Below are 19,597 nucleotides of genomic sequence, written 5' to 3' on the forward strand. Positions count from 1 at the left end.
GCCCCCTGCCCCCTGCCCCCAGATCCCAACAGTCGCCGGGTTTCATTAGCAGCAGCTTGCATTGCTCGTTCTGGATTTATCCGACCGGATAGTGCAGCGCTGAGATAACGCTGCAAAATATCTGATGTCTGGGCATATTGGGCAACTGGCGAACGTAAAACTGCATTGTCTACAACCTCCAGTAACTGCGGATAGTGAGGGTATTTGGCAACAATCTCTGGGTCTGTAAATAAATCCCGGCGGCTTGGCACATAGCCTGCACTCAAAATGAATCGGCGTTGTGCTTCCCGACTGGTAAAGTACTGAATTGCTTTCCAAGCTTCTTCAGGATGTTTAGAAGATTTAGAAATTCCTATACCCCAACCTCCTAAACAAGCTGCACCAGTTTTACCGGGAGCATGAACCATCGGTTTGATTGCAATTTTGCCTTTGATTGGCGAATTCTTTGTTTGGGCTAAAGGCCATGCATAGGGCCAACTACGTAAAAACGCTACTTGACCACTTTGGAACAAGCGCCGGGTGTCTTCTTCCTGGTAGGTTGTGACTCCAGGAGGAGAAACACCCCGACTGATGGTACTTTGCAAAAACTCAATGGCTTGTAATGTTTCTGGTCTATCCAGCCCAACCTCCAACGTTTGGGGATTAACCCAGAAGCCACCAAAGCCATTAAGGACTTCCACAAACATTGCCACAAGTCCTTCATATTGTCGTCCCTGCCAAACATAGCCCCAATTCACTTGGTCTTTCTTCTGCAAGGCTTGAGAAATTCGGAGCAAATCCTCAAAGGTTTCTGGTGGTTTGAATCCTGCTTCTTTAATTAAATCTTCGCGGTAGTAGAGCATTCCCACGTCAGAACGCACGGGAATGCGGTACAACTTGTTCTGGTAACGTCCGCCTTCTACATCCTTGGGTGAAAATACTGCCAACTCTTCCTTAGAAATGCGAGCGTCTAGGGGTAGCAACCATCCAGCAGCAGCAAACTTAGGTGTCCAGATAACGTCCATGTTCACCAAGTCATAAGGGGATTCACCTAAGATAAAAGATGAGGTGTACAGGTCTTCGAGCAAATTTGTGGCATTCGGCCCTTCAACCAAGTTAATGCGAATACCTGGGTTCTCAGCCTCAAAGTCTCTAATCAAACCCTGCTTCCAAGGCTGGGCATCAGGGGCAGTAATCAACATATTCAGGGTAACTGGTCGTTGCGAGAGTGCTACCCAATTGAACAATACGATCCCCAAAAGAATTGCTAGAAAAATCCCTATATGCAAAAAGCTTTGTTTTTGAATGAATTTTTGTAGCTTGTTGATTGGGTTTTGATACAACATTATCAATAATGTAGCGATCGCTATTGGTAATAATTATCTAGTTATCTCTGAAGGCAACTGTATTTACTGCCTGTTTGCGAAGCGTAGCCATTCCTACGACTTAATTTTTTCCGATTTTCTTCTTAGTTTATCCTCTCCTGGTATTAACAAGAAGAGATAAAGCAGTATTTAATGTTTCTATGCTGACAGTTTTAACAGATTGTAATAATTAAACCTCCCATGACAAAATGTCACGCGATTCCTGTTTCAACGCTCTGTGAGCTATTTTTTTAAATAGGAATATGGCTTGCCTAACTGATGAGGGACTTCCAACAAATAAATTACCCCACAAGAAGTAGTTGAATATTTTTTTATTTGGAAGTCCCTGACTGGAAGTCACCAGCGTGCAGCTTGCAGAAATCAATCAGGATTTTTATATTCCTGCAAAGCTCCTAATTTACGAATTCCCGGCCAAATCATGGCCGTAGCAATCACCACTACAATTGTGCCAATTCCACCACCGACAACGGAAATCACTGGGCCAAATAAAGCTGCTGTCAAGCCTGATTCAAAGCCTCCTAATTCATTCGAGGCACTAATAAACACGCTATTAATAGCAGCAACCCGACCACGCAAACGATCCGGTGTTCTAATTTGAACTAATGTATGGCGAATCACAACGCTAATACTATCTAGTGCGCCACCAAGGGTCAGCATTAACATAGACAGCCAAAATGAACGAGAAAGTCCAAAGATGATTGTGACAACCCCAAAGCCAACCACTGACCACAATAAGGCTGGGCCTGCTTTGCGTAACGGTGGTAAATACGCCAGGGAAATGGCCATAGTCAAAGCACCGATAGAGTGGGCTGCTTGTAAGTATCCCAATTCCACTGGCCCCACGTGGAGAATATCTTTGGCAAAGATGGGTAGCAATGCGATCGCACCACCCAACAATACAGCAAACATATCCAATGTGATAGCTGCTAAAATCAACTGATTCTGCCAGACAAATTTAGCACCAGCTGACAGCGCTTTAAGTGAGATTGGCTCAGTTGTGCGGATGGCTTTTTGCTCTTTAATCCCTACTGTTAAAAGAAAACACAGCAACGCGGCGATCGCTGCTACTACATATACTCCTGTAGCACTTCCCAGCAAAGCGATGCCGAATCCCCCGAAGGCTGGGCCAATAACAGCAGCTAACTGAAAGCTACTACTATTCCAAGTTGCCGCATTGGTAAACGCACTGATAGGTATCAACTGCCACATTAAGGCATCACTAGCAGGTCTGAGGAATGCCCTAGCGACACCTGTTAATACCAAGCAGGCGTAAATTAGAAAAATTGCACCTTGAGTATAAGAAAGCACTGCCAAAGCCAGCGAACAGAGAGCTAGCAGCATCACTGACAGTAACATGATGAGTTTGCGCTCGCGGCGATCGGCCACATGTCCGGTAATCAAGGTGAGAGCTATCATCGGCAAGACTTGCGCTAGTCCTACACCACCTAGAACGATCGCTGAGTTAGTCCGCTCGTAGAGTTCCCAGCCGATAGCTACAGTTTGCATTTGCGACCCCACGGACAGCACCAGCCGTCCAATGGTAAATAGCCGATAGTCTCGAAACTTAAAGGCTGCAAAGGGATCGTGCTGTGCAACCTCAGAGTTATGGGGATTTGAGTTCCGTTTGCTCGAAGACATTTTTTAGTAGAGTTAAGCCTTCTTCAATGTTAGAAATTTGCTCTTCTGTCAAACCTTTTAACAGGTCGGTAATATGAGCGCGAGTTTGATCTTGGGATTGCTTGAGATGATGCCTTCCATCTTCAGTTAAATTGAGCAGCACTCGCCGCCGCTCTTGAGGATGAGAGCAACGTTTCACGAAGTCGCGTTGTACTAAGCGTTCTACGGTTGCTGATGCTGTGGCAGAAGTGACACCTAAATGCTCTGCGAGGTCAGATAATGAAGCACCTGGATTGCGATTGATAAATGCTAGCGATCGCAACTGAGGTATAGATAAAAAGGCGGCACTATGGGCACGCATATCCGCTCGGATAAACCGCATCATTAATGGAACTGTTTCCATTACTCTAGCGGCACATTCTTCGGAAGTTGCACCTTGAGCAGGTTTATCCAAGGTCATGGGCTTGTTGTTCTCCTGATTACATGGCCACCCGGGGATAAAGTTTTCCACCAATGATGGCCAAAATTATGAATGTTAATAAGAGAATTGTACAATCCAGACCAAAGCCATAGACACTACTGCCATTCAGCAGCATCGTGCTGCGTAAGCCATCAACCTCATAAGTCAAGGGATTTAAATGGGAAATGAATTTTAACCAACTGGGCATCAACGAAATCGGATAGATGGCATTGCTTGCAAAAAATAACGGCATGGTTAACAATTGCCCAATACCCGTCATCCTTTCTCGGCTTTTCACTAAACAGCCAATAATTAATGAAAAAATGCAAAATGTTCCCGCGCCCAGTATGACTACTACAAGTACTTGGAGAATAGCTAGGGGATGAAGATTTAATTTTACACCTAATAAAAATGCCAATCCGTAAATCAATAGTACTTGAGATAAGCACCGCACCCCACACGCCAGAGCTTTGCCCAATACCATCGCCACGCGAGGTGTCGGACTAGCTAAAAACTTATGGACAATGCCTAAATCTCGCTCCCAGATTAGCGTCATTCCACCACTAAAAATTGCCACAAACAGAATACTCTGAGCCAAAATACCAGCAGAAATGAAGTCCAGATATGGTAAGTTACCTGTAGGAATCGCGTGAGTGCGGGCGAAAACTTGCCCAAAGATCAATAGCCATAAGGCTGGTTGCACAGCCCGAACTACTAAATCAGTAGGATCGTGGCGGAGTTTACGGATTTCTAATTCCGCGATCGCTAAGGTTTTCGTAACTAGCTCTTTAATTGCAGAGATGAAATTTACTCGCCCAGTGGGCGGTGCTTTAACCCAACCGTTGAGCAGTCCGTCTGGTTCTTGCTGTGTCACGGTAGTTGACTCCTGATGTTAACTGATCGCCTGTATAGTGAATAAAGACATCATCCAAAGTTGCGTTTGGTCGATCTAAAGAAGCTTTTAAGTCGCTTGGTGTGCCTGTAATTACGACTTCACCTTGCTGCATAATCGCCACTCGGTTACATAAACTGTCTGCTTCTTCTAAAAAGTGGGTTGTTAAAAATATAGTTGTGCCGTAATCAGCACAGAGTTGTAGCACAAGTTGCCATACTTGAGTCCGGGCGATGGGATCTAGTCCGACAGTCGGCTCATCAAGAAAGAGAATTTGGGGTTGATGTAAAACTGATAGGGCGATTTCTAGCTTGCGGATCATCCCACCAGAGTAGTTGCGTACCAAGCGCTTTGCTGCATCTTGCAAACCCATGTATTCTAGAATTTCATAGATACGGCGATCGCGTCCTTTGGCTGGTATTCCATAAAGCTTGGCGAAGATTAAGAGATTTTCGTAACCCGTGAGACTACCATCAGCAGAGAGCGCTTGGGGTACATAGCCGATAGCCCGTCTCACAGGATTGGGTTGACGAGTCACGTCATAGCCAGCTAAGGTTGCTTTCCCTGCACTCAGAGGTAGCAAAGTTGTCAACATCTTAATAACTGTACTTTTTCCTGCCCCATTAGGCCCAAGCAGCCCAAATACTTCACCCTGTTCCACAGATATACTCAGGTTATTAACAGCCGTTAACTTCCCAAAACGGCGTGTGAGTCCCTGAGTTTCCAAAATCAACGGTCTTGACTCGCTAGGAGATTCTGACCGATTTATTTTTCCAGTCAGTATTGTCACAAGTTTGATGCACTTCCATTAATTAGTTAAACTAACTATTAGTTTCTCAATATATATCCTGGAAGTCAATAGACTTGTTACAAAAATCTCAATCAGAGTCAAAATAATTGATGAGGACTGACGCAAAACTACCTCTCTCTGCGTGTTTTGAGCTTTGCGAGTTAGCGGGCGATCGCATTAGTGAACGCTTGCAACAGCACGCTGAAAGCCCTTCGGAGCAAAACAGCAGTTTTTTGAGCAAGATCAATAAAGTCACACTGAGATCGTAAAAAAACCCAATATTGGAGGCCGATCGCATTCTATGGAATCATAGAATGCGATCGCGATCGCCAAATCTAACGCACAGTTTCCCGCAAAGCCTCAGCATCTACAGGTTTGATTAGGTAAACTAACAGTAGATTCCAAACAATTGCTGCAATCAAAGGTAGTTTGCGAATTAGTTTCACAACTTTGGGTACAGAACTACTCTCAATCTCTGCAATTTTCATGTTGTAACCCGCACAGCGTTGTAGACGTGGGAAAAACTTCGGATGTTCAGTATTCAACATCACAGGAAAAGCTCGTCCAGCAGTTTCATTGGTGTTACGGACAACTTCGCGGTCAAATTCTGTCGCATCAAGTCCCAATGAGGTGTAAAAACCAGCCCGTTCATGAACTGTCAGGGTGTGGGTAGCAAATACCGATAACAAGAAAAAGCGACTCCACAGCCTAGCTTTCCAGTTGTTCCACAGTTGCGGTTGAGAACGTAAAAGCGCCTTGAATATATCTCCGTGGCGGTTTTCGTCCTGACACCAACTCTCAAAATATTGGAAGATAGGGTAAAACTGGTTTTCTGGGTACTTTTCTAGATGTCTGTAGATAATAATGTAACGCCAGTAGCCGATTTTTTCTGATAAGTAAACGGTGTAGAGTACCCACTCAATTGGGAAAAATGTATAGGTGCGGGTTTTAGTAACATTCCCTAAATCTAGGGAGAGTTTAAAATCGCCCATTGCTTTGTTGAGAAATCCGGCGTGGCGAGCTTCATCACGCGCCATCAGTTGAAATATTTCCGCTAGCAGTGGACTGCGATTTTTCAGCTTGCGGGATAATTCTTTGAATAGCAAGAAGCCAGAAAATTCTGAAATGCAAGAGCGTTCCAAATACTCAATAAATGCCTGCCTTGCTTCACCCTCAATGTGTTCCCAAGACTGGTTAAACACCTCATCCCGAACAAAATGATGACGGTTGTAGTCTGTCTGCATTTCTGTCAGCATTGCCTTTAACTCCGTCTCCTGGGCAGATAAATCCAGGTTGGCCGCAGTTTCAAAATCTGTAGTGTAAAACCGGGGGGTAAGTACAGTTTCTTTGCTGGGGGTTTTAATTTCTGGCTTGGGTAGGGTATTAACCATGTGCAATACGGTAAGCAAGTAAATAGTCCTATAGTTATCAAGTTATAATAAATATGATTCTTTTGCTATGCCTTTTTACAATCCTTCAGTAAAGCAAGAAATGCCCTATATACTAGATCCGCTAAAGCATAAAAGGACTTTAGTTGAAAAAATTTATTAAGTTTTTAAACTTCTCCAAGTCAAATAAATTTATAACTACAGAGTCCTTTAGTAGATAAAATTACCTTTACTGAAAGGCAGTAGATTGTTCCTCTGCAATTTCTTATTTTGCTTGTTTAGCAACAGCAATGAGTTTTGATTGTGTTCTCTAGAACGATTCATTCTATGTGATTTCATCTTGCAGATCGTCAATGTATTCCCGCAGATACTCTGCAATCCGATCTTGTACCTCAATAGGTAAAGACTCCATCATTTCGATCGCAGTAATAATTGCTGCTGACGACATGGTGAATTGCTCTCACGCAACGCTTTGCTTTTAAAGCTAACTATAATTGACTTTAAGTAAGTCGGTGAGAAGAAACCAAAGTACGTTAAGTAATGTAAAAAATATTGAGATTAGTTTGTAGTGAGGACTTTAGTCCTCATTTGAGGGCTTCAGCCCTCACTACAAACCTTGAATTATTCCGCAGCTAAGTAAGTCGGTGAGAAAAATTCAATGGGGACTTTGATTCCAGTTTCCCCTTATTAAGGGGGGTTAGGGGGGATCGCTAAGTGTCTAAAATCACGGCAAAATACTTTTCAAACATCCTCTTACAACTACCAAAATCGGCATAACACATCAAGCACGGAATTAAACCGTATTTTTGTGTGTTTTACAACCCCATAACCGTGCGATAATGGGCTTCAATTTGCGCGACAGTTTGAGACTTACGCTTTGTCTCCCATTGACTGCGGTTAAATAATTCTTGTCGCAATTCATCAACGTTAATTGTTGTGACTTTCCGATCGGCAACAATTTGCTTACCATTCACCCAAACACTATCAACAACATTAGTAGGACGACCTAAAACTAATAAGCCAATGGGATCTGTACGAGGAAGTAATGATAAATTAGTGAGGTCATAAAGTACTAAATCTGCTTGTTTACCTATAGTAATAGAACCGAGTTTGTCTGCAACATTGAATCCTTTTGCACCTCCTAAAGATGCCATTTCTACTGATTGTCGGGGTGTAATCCAATGCTTATAATCTATGTCTGTAACGTTATGTAAAATAGAACCAATTTTTATCGCTTCTAACAAATCTTGGGAGTCGTTACTAGAAGCACCATCGCAACCAAAAGTTACATTTACTCCAGCCTGACGATATTTTAAAATTGGGGCAATGCCACTGCCTAAACGTAAATTACTTAAGGGATTGTGAACAACTGTAGATTTAGTTTCAGCGAGGATGGCGATATCATTATCATTTAACCAAACACAATGGGCAAGTGTTGTGCGATCGCTCAAAAACCCGATTTTTTTTAAATGTTCCACAGCAGTACAACCATACTTCTCTTGGGCGAGTTTTTCCTGTGCCCTGGTTTCGAGTAAATGGGAGTGACGACAAAGATTATAGCGATCGCTTAACTCAGTACATCCCACAAATAAAGCATCAGTACATAGTTGTATCCCCGTTGGTGCAACTAAAATATTTATACCCTCATCCGGGCGATGAAATTGTCTCACCGCCTCTTCGATAATTTCTAATGTTGCCGCAGTTGAGCGAAAATAAGGTTCATGAGTTTTTGCTGATTCCCCAGATGGGATACCTGCGCTGAGGGATTCATCTTGAATTAAGGGGGCGATAAAGGCGCGAATTCCAACTTCTCGGTAAGCGCGAGTTGCAATGGCGATCGTTTCTAACTCAAGTCCGGGAATTAATACCAGGTGATCTACTACACTCGTCCCGCCGGAAAGCAAAGTTTCTACCGCAGTACCCAAGGCGCTGAGATAAACCTCTTCAGGATCGAGGGGCGCAAAATCATATAATTCCGCCAACCACAATTCTAAAGGCAAAGCTGACATAATTCCTCGTTGCCACATCTCTGATGAGTGAGTGTGGGCGTTGAAAAAACCAGGTAGCAAAAGCTTATTTTTGCCATTTATGACAGTTCCGATTACTGGTAGATTAGGGGCAATGGCTGCGATCGCACCATCTACAATCTGTACATCTACCGTTGCATAATCATCACTGGCGGCAATTAAAACATTCTGGATAGTGAAATTTATCATATTTAACCTTAATTAAGTAATTGTATTTTGAACTGAATTTCAAGTTACAAGATAGAAAATGTTGTAGGATATGGCAATTTTATGAATCAACCTTTTCGGACATTGGGAGTCTCACCAAATGCGTGGACAGTGAATGATGCGATCGCAGATATAACTCGTCCTCAAAAGACCTCACAACCCGTTATTTTATCAACAGATACTAAAACTCTGCGCCTAGACTTGGCAAAAGCTGCCATCCTCGTCATTGATATGCAAAACGACTTCTGTCACCCTGATGGCTGGTTAGCGCATATTGGCGTGGATGTAACTCCGGCGCGTCAGCCTATTGAACCTTTAAATAACTTACTTCCAGAACTCCGTGAGGCGGGTGTGCCAGTAATTTGGGTAAATTGGGGGAATCGTCCCGACTTGCTCAATATTAGTGCTAGTTCGCGTCATGTCTATAACCCTACAGGGGCAGGTGTAGGATTAGGCGATCCACTGCCAAGCAATGGTGCTAGAGTACTGATGGCAGGTAGTTGGGCCGCAGCAGTAGTAGACGAACTAGAACAGATATCTGAAGATATTTGTGTAGAAAAATACCGGATGAGTGGGTTCTGGGATACACCATTAGATAGTATCTTGCGGAATCTGGGAAAAACAACATTATTTTTTGCTGGTGTTAATGCCGATCAGTGTGTGCTAACCACCTTATGTGATGCCAACTTCTTAGGATATGACTGCGTGTTAGTTAAGGATTGTACCGCTACTACTTCTCCTGAATATTGTTGGCTAGCGACGTTGTATAATGTCAAACAATGCTTCGGTTTTGTCACTGACTCCCAAGGAATTTTAACAGCGCTGCAAAAGAGTGAGGAGTAATTCGATTTTATATTTTAGATTTTCCTGCAATCCCAAATTCAAAATTGACTGACTAAGGAATATTTAGTGTTTAGTAATTAGTAATTCGATCGAATAGAATATACAACTCAATATTCAAGGCTGGGATTTTAGAAATTTTCATACCCATCGATAACCTTAGAGGGAATAAGTAAATGTACGCTAGTCGTTGTGTAATTCCGGTTATCAAATCTCCCAAAGATTACCAAGTATATCGCATCAGTCCCGACGACTCTAATCGATTAGCTATTATCTTTGATTCGATCAATGCTAATACTTCCTTGACTTGCTGTATAGAAATTTTTGATGTTGGAGGACAAACGCCGCCAAATCGCCATCAGTGGGCGGTGGAAATGTTTTTTGTCCTCAAAGGGGAAGCGATCGCTATGTGTGACGGCAAGAGTGCCACGATCAAAACTGGAGATAGTTTATTAGTGCCTCCCACCGGGACTCATTTGATTAAAAATACTGGTTCGACTCGCTTGTATACGCTAACTGTTATGGTTCCCAATGAAGATTTTTCGGAATTGATTCGCAGTGGTATTCCGTCGGAGTTAGATGCAGAAGATATGGCAGTACTGGGGAGACTAAATGCTTTAATGCCTTGCTAAGGGCTTTCCAAAAAATAAATTATTCATTTGTGGGATGGGCATCTTGCCCGTCCCTTGTATTTCTGGGCGGGCAGGATGCCCGCCCCACAAGAATCATCCCTTAATTCAGCAACGCCAGAATTAATTACAAGGGTTCAACGCCTGTAGAAACGGGATGAATACAACCTAAAAACAGTAAGCGTTCTAGAAGCCTTACCAAGGTACAGAAAACCGAGTGTTTTTTTACACCAATAAATGCATCGTTGATGCATTTATTGGTGTGATGGGCCATGGAAATTGGTGGATCTAATATTTTAAGGTTCAAGCAGCACTATTTTGTCAATTCCAATGTTACATTTTGTATCCTGAGATACAAAAAGAATGTTTTATTAGTTACAAAATTTTATCAAAATGCTCTAGACACTTGACCATACTTTAAGCAATCATTGTATTGAACAATACTAGAGCTTTGGTATATAGCTGTTCTGTTGCCTAGCGGTTTAGGAATAATACTTTTGAAGTTAATCGCTTGGCTTCAGATTTAGTTACCTATTTCGAGATGCCAAAGTATAAAGCCAAGTATCTTATCTTAAGGAGAGTTTAAAATGTCTCAGCAAAGTTTTGTCGAATACTACGAAAGTTTTTTAGCGCAACCAGGCAATTCTCAGTTGCGTGAGGCTTTGGATGCTACTGAATCAGGCGAGTTTGCAAGAATTGCTGTTGAGCAAGGCCAGTCTAATGGTTTTGAATTTAACGCTGATGACGTTAAATCTGTAATGGTTTCTGCTGAAAGAAAGGTTCTCGGTTTGTCAACTGCTTCTCCATCTGTGAATATCCGATCTATTAATAGCGTTAACGGTATTAAAGCAAGACCAGCTAACCGAGAATTATCAGAAAATGAGTTAGAAAGTGTAGCTGGAGGAATGGCTTCATCCACAGTTAAAGAGACAGTTATGTGCTGCTGGTAGCCTTGTTTTCAGGCTTTTAGTGTCACTACGAATTGAATGTAGGGACTGAGGGCGTTGCTAAATAAAGATATGTTTTCGGCTGACAAAAGAACAGAATAATATTTGAGATAGTGCAGTAAAATCGAAGAGAATTTCTCAGTATTTTTTGCCTTTCGAATAGCATAGTGTTTTCTGATATTGACGAGCCAAATATCTCAAATGAGTATTTCTTCTCCGTTTATCTTGGCATATTATATGTCCAAGTGACAATTGGATGGCTATCAGAATTCACCTCAATTCATATTAATATTTTCATGCAACGCCTATCTGATAAATAAATATTAAGGCACTTCCAAAGAAACAAATGAAGATGCCTAAATTTTGTTTAAAAAAGTAGCATTAACAAACAACACCAGTCTGATAAAAAGTTAGTTCTAAATTCATCTTTTTTCGTGCAACGCTAACCTTTTACTAGAATGGTTTTGATATCGCAATTTTCCAAATTACTAGTCATGACTTAATATGCTATGTGCTTAATAGGACATACTGCAAATCACTGAAATACATTAAATAGAAAGTATTTATTAGTACTCACAGTAATGGTTGGAGAACGAAACAAGCGAATGTGGCAAAATCTGAATGCTCCTAAGCTGAATCTTAATGGCACGTTTCGGGCTGAAAAACCCAATTCTACTTGGGAGAAGCTACAAGAACTTCTGACTGTTTTTGGCATCACGCGGGTTGCAGACATTACTGGTCTTGACTGCATTGGTATTCCTGTCGCTCAAGCGATTCGTCCTAACGGAAAAGCCTTTTCTGGTTCTCAAGGCAAGGGAATTTCCCTTCTGCTGGCAACGATCTCGGCGGCAATGGAATCTGTGGAGTCTTATCATGCAGAAAACCTCCCAGAACCAGAGATGGTTGCTTCCTATAAAGAAGTCTGCCGACATCACCAGGCAATCGATCCTAGCGTTTTAGAGCCAGGTAAGCGATCGCAGTCTTATCATCCCGATCTGCCGTTAGATTGGATTTGTGGAACCGATCTATTTACGGGCGAACCTGTTTACGTACCGCAGGCATATCTTGATTTAGACACCACAACTGAAAAACGCGATACTCATCTGTTCGGCACTTCTAGCAATGGACTAGCATCAGGAAACCATTTACTAGAAGCGATCGCTCATGGATTGTTTGAAGTCATTGAGCGCGAAGCTGAGTGGCGTTGGTGGCGTTTTCCTCTGGAGGAACGGATTAACTGCTTGGTTGATAGTCAAACCATCCAGTCTCCTCTGCTGCAATCTTTACTCTATCAAGTCAGACTTGCTGGGGCGACAGCCGTAATTACTGACTTAACCTCGACTATCGGGATACCTACTTATAAATGCTTGATTAGTGACAGCGAAAACTGGCATGGACGACCCACAGCAGCAGGCTGGGGATGCCACAGTTCCAAAGAAATAGCCTTAGCACGGGCAATCACTGAAGCGGCTCAGTCACGAGTAACGGTTATTGCGGGTAGTCGAGATGACATTCATCCAGATAGTTATGCCCTGGGACGCATCAGGCTGCCAGGTAGCCCAGCGATGAAGTCTAGCAGCAAAAGACCGATCGCCACCCTGATTGATTTTGAAACTCAGCCTGAACTGGCCTTTACCCCAACCTTTGCAGAAGAAATTCAACAAATTCTCGATTGTCTGAGCGATCGGGGATTTAATCAAGCTGTTTTCGTCAATCATACACGACCGGAGTATGGCATTCCAGTAGTGCATGTCATTGTACCGGGTATGCATCTCCCTTCGTCTTTGTAAAATTTAATATGCACTCAAATTCTTTGGAACCTAGTCAAATTCTCGTCTTTCTTGGCCCTACCCTATCCGTTACCCAAGCCAGTCAAATTTTACCGGCCCGTTACCTTGCTCCTGTGCGTTGTGGCGATATTCTTGCTTGTCTGCGGTTACAGCCGCGTGTAATTGCCATTATTGACGGTTTTTTTGACCAAAGCGCTTCAGTTTGGCACAAGGAGATTCTCTGGGCATTAGAAGCAGGCGTGCGACTATTTGGGGCCAGTAGCATGGGCGCACTCCGAGCCACCGAACTGGAAGCCTTTGGTATGGAGGGATTTGGAGCTATTTTTGCAGCCTACCGAGATGGACGGTACATCGGGGATGATGAAGTGGCGATTTTACATAGCAACCCTGAATCCCAGTTCCAACCCTTGACTGATGCCTTAGTAAACATCCGCGCCACAGTTAACTTGGCGGTAGACAAAAACATTATTGATGTGGCGATCGCTAATTTAATTATCAATTGTGCCAAACGGCAGTTCTTCACTCAACGACATTTGAGGCAAGCAGTGGCTGATGCTGAGGTGCGGGGGGGCGATCGCCAGGTTTTAGCCCAGTTTTGGGATTTTGTGCAAAATGGCGGCTATGTGGATCAAAAACAGTTAGATGCCGTTGGACTGCTAAAACATCTGGCTACTATGGTTGGAGAAAGCGATCGCACTGCTGCCAATAACCAAGTAAAATTTCAACTCAACAAGTCCATTTTTATCGAGGAACTTCAAGCCAGAGTTGCTATTCGTCCATTACGGACAACATATTCCTGGCTGCCTCTGGCCGAAAAAGTATCCCAGGAAGCCAGATTTTTAGGTAGGGTTTATATTCAATTGCGTAATCTTGCGGGGCTACTGCGTTGGTGTGATGCTGTAGCCCAACAAAAGAACCTGCAACCGTCGGAAGCTGATTTAGCTGACGTTTACAATTCTCAAATATTGGGGTTGAGTTCTCTTAATGAACTAGAGTTAGAGCCAGCCCTGCTTGAACGTTTAGGTCGGATTCAGGCTTTGCTCAAACTTCATAGCGGACATGATGCCTTTGCCAAACAGGTAGAGCAACTGCATGAATTCATCCTGACAATTGTTGATAAAGATATCTCCTTTGCGAAGGAAGAGAATAGTGCCGAACAAATAACAGTTAGCGCATTAGCGAGTTGTGAACGGAGGTTATACCGTCAGGTTGCTATCCTCTGGGCTTTAGCCGAACAGACAAACAGCCAATCTGAAGCGAGTTTGAGAATTAGTATTACTCAAAAAATTACGCAACATTTTTTCCAACAAAGGGGAGTTACTAACGAGGCTGAATTTCCAGCTTGGCTATCAAGTAACTCCTTCACTGAAGCTGAATTTTCTCAGATGATGGAAGCGATCGCGCGGCTAGAGGGATTTGTGAATGTACCCCGATGGTGGGGGCGAGGCATGAGCAATTATTTTTCAGTCAGTGAGTGCTTTCTTCCCGATGCTTTGAGGCTGTCTGGATTTTATCCAATTTTAAGCAAAATAGTTCAGTTGGCTGAAGGAACACAAAGCGATCCTGGGGAAGCCGAACTGAGAAAGTGGTATCAGGGAAATGCCTTTCCACAGGAATGTGACATTACCCAAGTGGCTTTTTGGCTAGATTTTAGCGAACCAGAAGAATTTGTGAAAAAACTGCAAACCCGCCTGTAAATAAAGCTTATGTTTAGCGCTAACTTTGATTTTGAGAAATTAATTCAACCTATCGATACCGTAACCTTCTTTAAAGAATACTGGGAGCGGCAATGCCTTGTTGTTTCAAGGGGAGACACAGATTACTATTCAGGTCTGTTTTCTATGAAGGATCTTGACTCACTGATTCGCTTTACTGGCATTCGCTATTCTGACTTTAAGGTATCGAAATTGGGAGAGGATTTGTCCAATCAAGCGGATAAATCAGGGGGGAAAGGCTCTATCGATCCCAATGCATCTCCTAGTATTTATCAATTTTATGATGCCTATAATCAAGGCAATACTTTGTGTCTTTTTCATCTGCAACAGCACTGGGAAGCGATCGCCACACTTTGCAGAAATCTGGAACAATATCTTAATCATCCCGCGAATGTCAATCTTTACCTAACCCCTAAAACTGCTCAAGGATTTCCTCCCCACTTTGATACACACGATGTTTTTGTTCTCCAGCTTTCTGGAACTAAACTCTGGCGCACATATAATTCTTACTGGGATTTGCCAATGCCAGAAGATGCTCGGCGATTACCACAAGAAGTACTGCGGGAACAACTGAACGCACCCACTCATGAAGTTGAACTCAAGCCAGGTGACTTGTTATATATCCCGCGTGGTTTTGTGCATGAAGCTAAGACTTTGGATACTTCCTCACTTCATCTTACCGTAGGTATTCCTGTTTATCGCTGGGTTGACTTGATTCAGGAAGCTCTCACATCGATTGTGCAGCAAAATGTCGAATTTCGCAAAGCAGTTCCCGTTAGCTTTTTGCGTGAGGATGATGCCAAGACGCAGACCAAAAATCAATTGACAGATTTACTCAAAACCTTTGCTAGTAGCGCCGACATTGACGATGCGGTTGAACGGCTGACGATTAAGTTTATTGGCTCACTGTCTCCACTAGCAGATAGCCATTTCAGTAAATTGGACGAATTGCAACAGATTGACTTGGATACCCTCGTTGTTAAACGCCAAGGAATGATTTGTACAACTGTCACCAAAGGGGATGCAGTGATGATTCAATTTCCTCAAAATAGAGTTGAAGCGCCAGCCTATGTAGAGCCAGCTTTCCGCTTCATTGCTGAGTCAAAAGCTGCATTTCCCATCAAATCATTGCCCGATTTTGCCAGCGACAATAGCAAAATCGTGTTGGTGCGCCGTTTGCTCAAAGAAGGATTGTTAACGATTGTTTGAAAATTTCCGAGTTAGATGCTTATTAAATTGGCATTTTAACTTATATTCAGGTGATGCAATATTACCGTTTATATCTCTCTAATAGTCAATTCTTATTGCTATTTTCTGCAAGTGTCACATCTTCATATATTTCTGCGATCGCACAACGAAAATCAACGCTAGCTAAATGCACTTCTTGTTCTTTTTCATAAGGGTAAAGTACCCACTGTCCTTGTTCATTGCGACGGAAGCATTCTACACTAATTCGATCTGGTGAAATTAGCACATATTCTTGTAGCGATTCTAAGTGTCGGTAACTAGCAAATTTCTTCCCTCTGTCATAACCTTCTGTTGACTCAGAAAGCACTTCAATAATTAAGGAAGGATAGCACTTAAAATATTCAAATTCTTTATCTCGTGTATCGCAAGTAACCATCATATCAGGATAAAAATAGCGATTTATGACATCAATTTGTGCTTTCATGTCTGCTATATAAACACGGCAACCACTACCACGGAGATGGTTTCGCAGCAGTACAAACAAGTTTCCTACTACAGTAACATGAGCATCACTTGCCCCTGCCATTGCGTAAACTTGTCCATCAATATACTCGTGTTTGATTTCACTAAATTTCTCGCCTTCTAAGTATTCTTCTGGGGAGATATAGTACTCACTTTGGCTAATGACCATTTTAGTACCTTAGTAGTTTTATCAAACATTTTAACCTATAGAACAAATCTAATGAGCAACAGCACCACCAGATGGTTTCACCTTTTTCAAGAATAAAACGGCAAGTCCACTGAGTAACAATGCAATGCCAATAAAATAGAAACAATCGTTAAAAGCCATCACAAATGCTTCCCGGCGGACAATGTTAGATATGGATGCGATCGCCTGATTTTGAGCAGTACTCAAATCTTCTCCTTTGCTAACAAAATACTGTGTCAATTGCTCAATTCGTTGTTGAGTTTCTGGATTATATAAAGATACTCCATCACCCAATCTATTCGAGTGAAATTGCTCTCTATTAGTTAATAAAGTTGCTAAAGATGCAATTCCTATAGAACCGCCCATATTCCGCATCATATTAAATAAACCACTCGCTGAACCGGCTTCTTTTGGACTCAACCCAGCAGTGGCAATAGAACTAAGTGGTACCATAATTAGGGGTTGTCCCATTGCACGCACAAATTGCGACCATCGTAATTGCTCTAATCCAGTTTCATTGGTCATTCCAGAGTTCATAAATGCACTGATGGAAAACAAAGTCACACCAACAGCCACCATTAAACGCACATCAATACGTTGCATCAATCTGGGTATTAAAGGAATAATAAATAGTTGGGGAATTCCAGCCCAAATTAAGACTTCACCAATTTGCAGCGCACTATATTTTTGAATTTGAGCAAGATACAATGGTAAAATATAAATTGAACCATACAATCCTACCCCTAGCGACACATTAACAATACTGGCTAAACCAAAGTTACGCCGAAGTACAAGTCGCAAATTTATAAATGGTTGTTTACGAGTTAATTCTATGAAAAAAAATAGCGCTATAAAAATTGCTGCTACTATACTTAAACGCACAATCAACGCTGAACTAAACCAATCTTTGCGGCTACCTTCTTCTAAAACAACTTGCAGGGAACCTAACCCAATCGCCATCGCCATAATTCCCCACCAATCACCTTGCTTCAGTAAATTAATTTGGGGTAGTTCTTGCTTAATTCCGTACCAAACGCCAGCTAGCATTAATACCCCTGGAATTACATTTATATAAAAGTTGTATTCCCAACCAAAATTTTCTGTTAACCAACCTCCTATTGTCGGGCCAATTGAAGGGGCAAAAACTGCACTAAAACCAAATGCAGCCAGTCCCACTGATTGCTTAGATTGGGGTAAAGTCGTTAATACAACTGTCATAGCGGTGGGAATTAATACTCCTCCACTAAAACCTTGTAAAGCGCGAAATAAAATCATGGAATTTAAATCCCACGCCCAAGCGCAGCATATAGAAAAGAAAATAAATAGCGCAGTATTCACTAACAGATAACGTCGTAAAGAAAAAACTCTTGATAACCATCCTGTTAGAGGAATAACTACAATTTCTGCTACGAGATAGGCGGTAGAAATCCAAGAACCTTCTTCTAGAGTTGCTCCTAAACTTGCTTGAATCTGTTGCAGCGAAGCATTAGTTATTTGAATATCTAATACCGCCATAAATGCACCAAGCATACTAGCTAATACACCAATCCAGGTTCTTAGCGGGACAAGTTCTGGTGGTGCTTGCTGACGAATTACACCTGTATTAGCCATAGTGTTGTTCCAGTTCCAAGGTTAAGTAACAAAATTATTATTAAATCTTATACCATGTCTTGGCAATTTTTATCCTAAGCTTTATGACTTATTACAATGCCTTTTTGCTCATAAATTGGACGCATTATTTGCCTTAAAGCAGGCAACTGTCTGCTAAAAACTATAGAGCCTAAAATACAAGCTATGCCATCAATAATTAAAGTGTTGGTAGCACCAATATGACTTGCTAATATACCACCTAATAAATTACCTATGGGAATCATCCCCAAAAATGACATTGTGTATAAGCTCATCAATCGCCCACGTTTGTCATCCTCAACAATTGTTTGTAAAAATGTGTTGCTAGCAGCAATTTGCAGAATAGTACCTAAGCCAACAAATAACATTGTAAATAAAGAGAGTGGTAAAAATCGGGAGAAAGAAAAGGCAATTAGACCAGTTCCTAAAATTGCTGGAGCTAAGGCAATCAAATTACCAATTCCTAAGATTGTTTGACGCGTAGCTAGATAAATACCACCAGTTAAGGCTCCAACTCCAGATGCCGCCATTAAAAACCCCAAGGTTTCTGCACCACCTTTGAGAACTTGTTCTGCAATAACTGGTACTAAAATAGTATTTTGTAGCCCCATAAGGCTAACTAAAGTTGATAGCAACAAAATCGAGCGAATTGGTGGAAAGCTAAAGGCATATACAAATCCCTCTTTGACTTTTTGCAAGGGATTCCCGTCAGATACCACATATTTCCAAGGTTTAACTTTCATTGCCAATAAAGCGGCGATGACAGCAATATAACTCAAACCATCTATTAAAAAACAATAGCCAGTTCCAACGCTGGCAATTAATAAACCTCCGATCGCAGGGCCAATCAATCGCGCACCGTTGATCGTGGTAGAGTTAATGGCGATCGCATTGGCTAAATCTTCTCTGCGTTCAACCAGTTCTGGCACAAATGCTTGGCGGGCTGGCGCATCTAAGGCGTTAATAAATCCTTGACACAAGCTCAAGGCGATAATGTGCCATACCTGAATCACACCAGTCAGCGCCAGCACTGCTAATGTTAACGATTGAATCATTGCCAAGACTTGTGTACCAATTAAGGTATGATACCGAGAAAATCGATCTACAAATACTCCACCAAAAGGAGCTAAAAAAAAGCTAGGAATTTGACTCGAAAATCCTACAACTCCTAGCATTAATGGGGAATTTGTCAAGTCATAAACTAGCCAAATCGTCGCAAGTTGCGTCATCCATGTCCCAATTAGGGAAATACCTTGTCCGGCAAAAAACAACTGGTAGTTTTTTGACCTCAACGCAGGTAATAGCGGTTTTTTCATGTTGGGTTTCTTTTATACCAATCTCCTCTCACAAATATCATTTCACCTCATCTTTATACGCCTCTCTATAGATGTAGGAGAATGTCATA

At 42.1% G+C, this 19,597-nt stretch carries 17 protein-coding genes; 6 read left to right on the forward strand and 11 right to left on the reverse strand.

Translation table 11 applies throughout. The features are described 5' to 3' along the window. The 8 genes from CDG77_RS09910 to CDG77_RS09945 all read right to left on the reverse strand — a co-directional run. On the reverse strand, window positions 1-1,325 hold a 1,325-nt coding region (locus CDG77_RS09910; RefSeq protein ID WP_143856991.1), incomplete at its 3' end, for an ABC transporter substrate-binding protein. Between the two features lie 399 nt (window positions 1,326-1,724). Further along, on the reverse strand, window positions 1,725-3,002 hold the full coding sequence (locus CDG77_RS09915) for an MFS transporter (protein WP_094329227.1): 1,278 nt from the start codon (window positions 3,000-3,002) through the stop codon (window positions 1,725-1,727). Beyond that, window positions 2,968-3,441 (reverse strand): MarR family winged helix-turn-helix transcriptional regulator, encoded by a 474-nt coding sequence (locus tag CDG77_RS09920; protein WP_094329228.1) that lies wholly within the window; start codon window positions 3,439-3,441, stop codon window positions 2,968-2,970. Before CDG77_RS09920 ends, CDG77_RS09915 begins: the two co-directional genes overlap by 35 nt. Window positions 3,442-3,460: 19 nt before the next feature. Further along, window positions 3,461-4,315: an ABC transporter permease gene (locus CDG77_RS09925; protein ID WP_094329229.1), complete on the reverse strand. Its 855-nt coding sequence runs from the start codon at window positions 4,313-4,315 to the stop codon at window positions 3,461-3,463. Continuing rightward, window positions 4,272-5,123, reverse strand: coding sequence for an ABC transporter ATP-binding protein (locus CDG77_RS09930; RefSeq protein WP_094329230.1), 852 nt, complete (start codon window positions 5,121-5,123; stop codon window positions 4,272-4,274). The genes CDG77_RS09925 and CDG77_RS09930 overlap by 44 nt, the downstream gene beginning before the upstream one ends. Window positions 5,124-5,458: 335 nt before the next feature. Further along, the gene (gene acsF / locus CDG77_RS09935) at window positions 5,459-6,514 is read right to left on the reverse strand and encodes a magnesium-protoporphyrin IX monomethyl ester (oxidative) cyclase (RefSeq protein WP_094329231.1); all 1,056 of its coding nucleotides are present in this window, start codon (window positions 6,512-6,514) and stop codon (window positions 5,459-5,461) included. 322 nt (window positions 6,515-6,836) lie between these two features. Continuing rightward, on the reverse strand, window positions 6,837-6,959 hold the full coding sequence (locus CDG77_RS09940) for a hypothetical protein (RefSeq protein WP_308737823.1): 123 nt from the start codon (window positions 6,957-6,959) through the stop codon (window positions 6,837-6,839). Window positions 6,960-7,326: 367 nt separating this feature from the next. Next, window positions 7,327-8,724, reverse strand: coding sequence for an amidohydrolase (locus tag CDG77_RS09945; RefSeq protein ID WP_094329279.1), 1,398 nt, complete (start codon window positions 8,722-8,724; stop codon window positions 7,327-7,329). 84 nt (window positions 8,725-8,808) lie between these two features. On the opposite strand from CDG77_RS09945, the gene CDG77_RS09950 reads away from it, so the two are divergent. From CDG77_RS09950 to CDG77_RS09975, 6 genes are all read left to right on the forward strand, one after another. Beyond that, window positions 8,809-9,588 carry a cysteine hydrolase family protein gene (locus CDG77_RS09950; RefSeq protein ID WP_094329232.1) on the forward strand — a complete coding sequence of 260 codons (780 nt, stop codon included), beginning with the start codon at window positions 8,809-8,811 and terminating at the stop codon, window positions 9,586-9,588. A gap of 173 nt (window positions 9,589-9,761) precedes the next feature. Next, entirely contained in the window at window positions 9,762-10,217 is a 456-nt protein-coding gene (locus CDG77_RS09955) for a cupin domain-containing protein (RefSeq protein ID WP_094329233.1), read from the forward strand. 584 nt (window positions 10,218-10,801) lie between these two features. Continuing rightward, window positions 10,802-11,164: a hypothetical protein gene (locus CDG77_RS09960; protein ID WP_094329234.1), complete on the forward strand. Its 363-nt coding sequence runs from the start codon at window positions 10,802-10,804 to the stop codon at window positions 11,162-11,164. Window positions 11,165-11,742: 578 nt separating this feature from the next. Continuing rightward, on the forward strand, window positions 11,743-12,951 hold the full coding sequence (locus tag CDG77_RS09965) for a YcaO-like family protein (RefSeq protein ID WP_094329235.1): 1,209 nt from the start codon (window positions 11,743-11,745) through the stop codon (window positions 12,949-12,951). Window positions 12,952-12,959: 8 nt separating this feature from the next. Then, window positions 12,960-14,648, forward strand: a complete 1,689-nt coding sequence (locus tag CDG77_RS09970) for a TfuA-like protein (protein WP_094329236.1) — start codon at window positions 12,960-12,962, stop codon at window positions 14,646-14,648. 9 nt (window positions 14,649-14,657) lie between these two features. Next, window positions 14,658-15,875, forward strand: a complete 1,218-nt coding sequence (locus CDG77_RS09975) for a cupin domain-containing protein (protein ID WP_094329237.1) — start codon at window positions 14,658-14,660, stop codon at window positions 15,873-15,875. 85 nt (window positions 15,876-15,960) lie between these two features. On the opposite strand, the gene CDG77_RS09980 is transcribed toward CDG77_RS09975, so the two are convergent. From CDG77_RS09980 to CDG77_RS09990, 3 genes are all read right to left on the reverse strand, one after another. After that, window positions 15,961-16,545 carry a Uma2 family endonuclease gene (locus tag CDG77_RS09980; protein ID WP_094329238.1) on the reverse strand — a complete coding sequence of 195 codons (585 nt, stop codon included), beginning with the start codon at window positions 16,543-16,545 and terminating at the stop codon, window positions 15,961-15,963. Between the two features lie 48 nt (window positions 16,546-16,593). After that, window positions 16,594-18,174, reverse strand: coding sequence for a DHA2 family efflux MFS transporter permease subunit (locus CDG77_RS09985; protein WP_094329239.1), 1,581 nt, complete (start codon window positions 18,172-18,174; stop codon window positions 16,594-16,596). A 74-nt stretch (window positions 18,175-18,248) separates the two neighbouring features. After that, complete coding sequence (locus CDG77_RS09990; protein ID WP_094329240.1) at window positions 18,249-19,508, reverse strand: MFS transporter; 1,260 nt, start codon at window positions 19,506-19,508, stop codon at window positions 18,249-18,251. Between the last annotated feature and the right edge of the window lie 89 nt (window positions 19,509-19,597).

Origin of the sequence: Nostoc sp. 'Peltigera membranacea cyanobiont' 213, assembly GCF_002245975.1 — a bacterium.
GTDB lineage: Bacteria > Cyanobacteriota > Cyanobacteriia > Cyanobacteriales > Nostocaceae > Nostoc.

What these genes read in the sequence shown, in the direction of transcription:
- CDG77_RS09915 (WP_094329227.1), bottom strand. Translation starts at nt 3,002, where the DNA reads ATGTCTTCGAGCAAACGGAACTCAAATCCCCATAACTCTGAGGTTGCA.
- CDG77_RS09920 (WP_094329228.1), bottom strand. Translation starts at nt 3,441, where the DNA reads ATGACCTTGGATAAACCTGCTCAAGGTGCAACTTCCGAAGAATGTGCC.
- acsF (WP_094329231.1), bottom strand. Translation starts at nt 6,514, where the DNA reads ATGGTTAATACCCTACCCAAGCCAGAAATTAAAACCCCCAGCAAAGAA.
- CDG77_RS09940 (WP_308737823.1), bottom strand. Translation starts at nt 6,959, where the DNA reads ATGTCGTCAGCAGCAATTATTACTGCGATCGAAATGATGGAGTCTTTA.
- CDG77_RS09950 (WP_094329232.1), top strand. Translation starts at nt 8,809, where the DNA reads ATGAATCAACCTTTTCGGACATTGGGAGTCTCACCAAATGCGTGGACA.
- CDG77_RS09955 (WP_094329233.1), top strand. Translation starts at nt 9,762, where the DNA reads ATGTACGCTAGTCGTTGTGTAATTCCGGTTATCAAATCTCCCAAAGAT.
- CDG77_RS09960 (WP_094329234.1), top strand. Translation starts at nt 10,802, where the DNA reads ATGTCTCAGCAAAGTTTTGTCGAATACTACGAAAGTTTTTTAGCGCAA.
- CDG77_RS09965 (WP_094329235.1), top strand. Translation starts at nt 11,743, where the DNA reads ATGGTTGGAGAACGAAACAAGCGAATGTGGCAAAATCTGAATGCTCCT.
- CDG77_RS09970 (WP_094329236.1), top strand. Translation starts at nt 12,960, where the DNA reads ATGCACTCAAATTCTTTGGAACCTAGTCAAATTCTCGTCTTTCTTGGC.
- CDG77_RS09975 (WP_094329237.1), top strand. Translation starts at nt 14,658, where the DNA reads ATGTTTAGCGCTAACTTTGATTTTGAGAAATTAATTCAACCTATCGAT.
- CDG77_RS09980 (WP_094329238.1), bottom strand. Translation starts at nt 16,545, where the DNA reads ATGGTCATTAGCCAAAGTGAGTACTATATCTCCCCAGAAGAATACTTA.
- CDG77_RS09985 (WP_094329239.1), bottom strand. Translation starts at nt 18,174, where the DNA reads ATGGCTAATACAGGTGTAATTCGTCAGCAAGCACCACCAGAACTTGTC.
- CDG77_RS09990 (WP_094329240.1), bottom strand. Translation starts at nt 19,508, where the DNA reads ATGAAAAAACCGCTATTACCTGCGTTGAGGTCAAAAAACTACCAGTTG.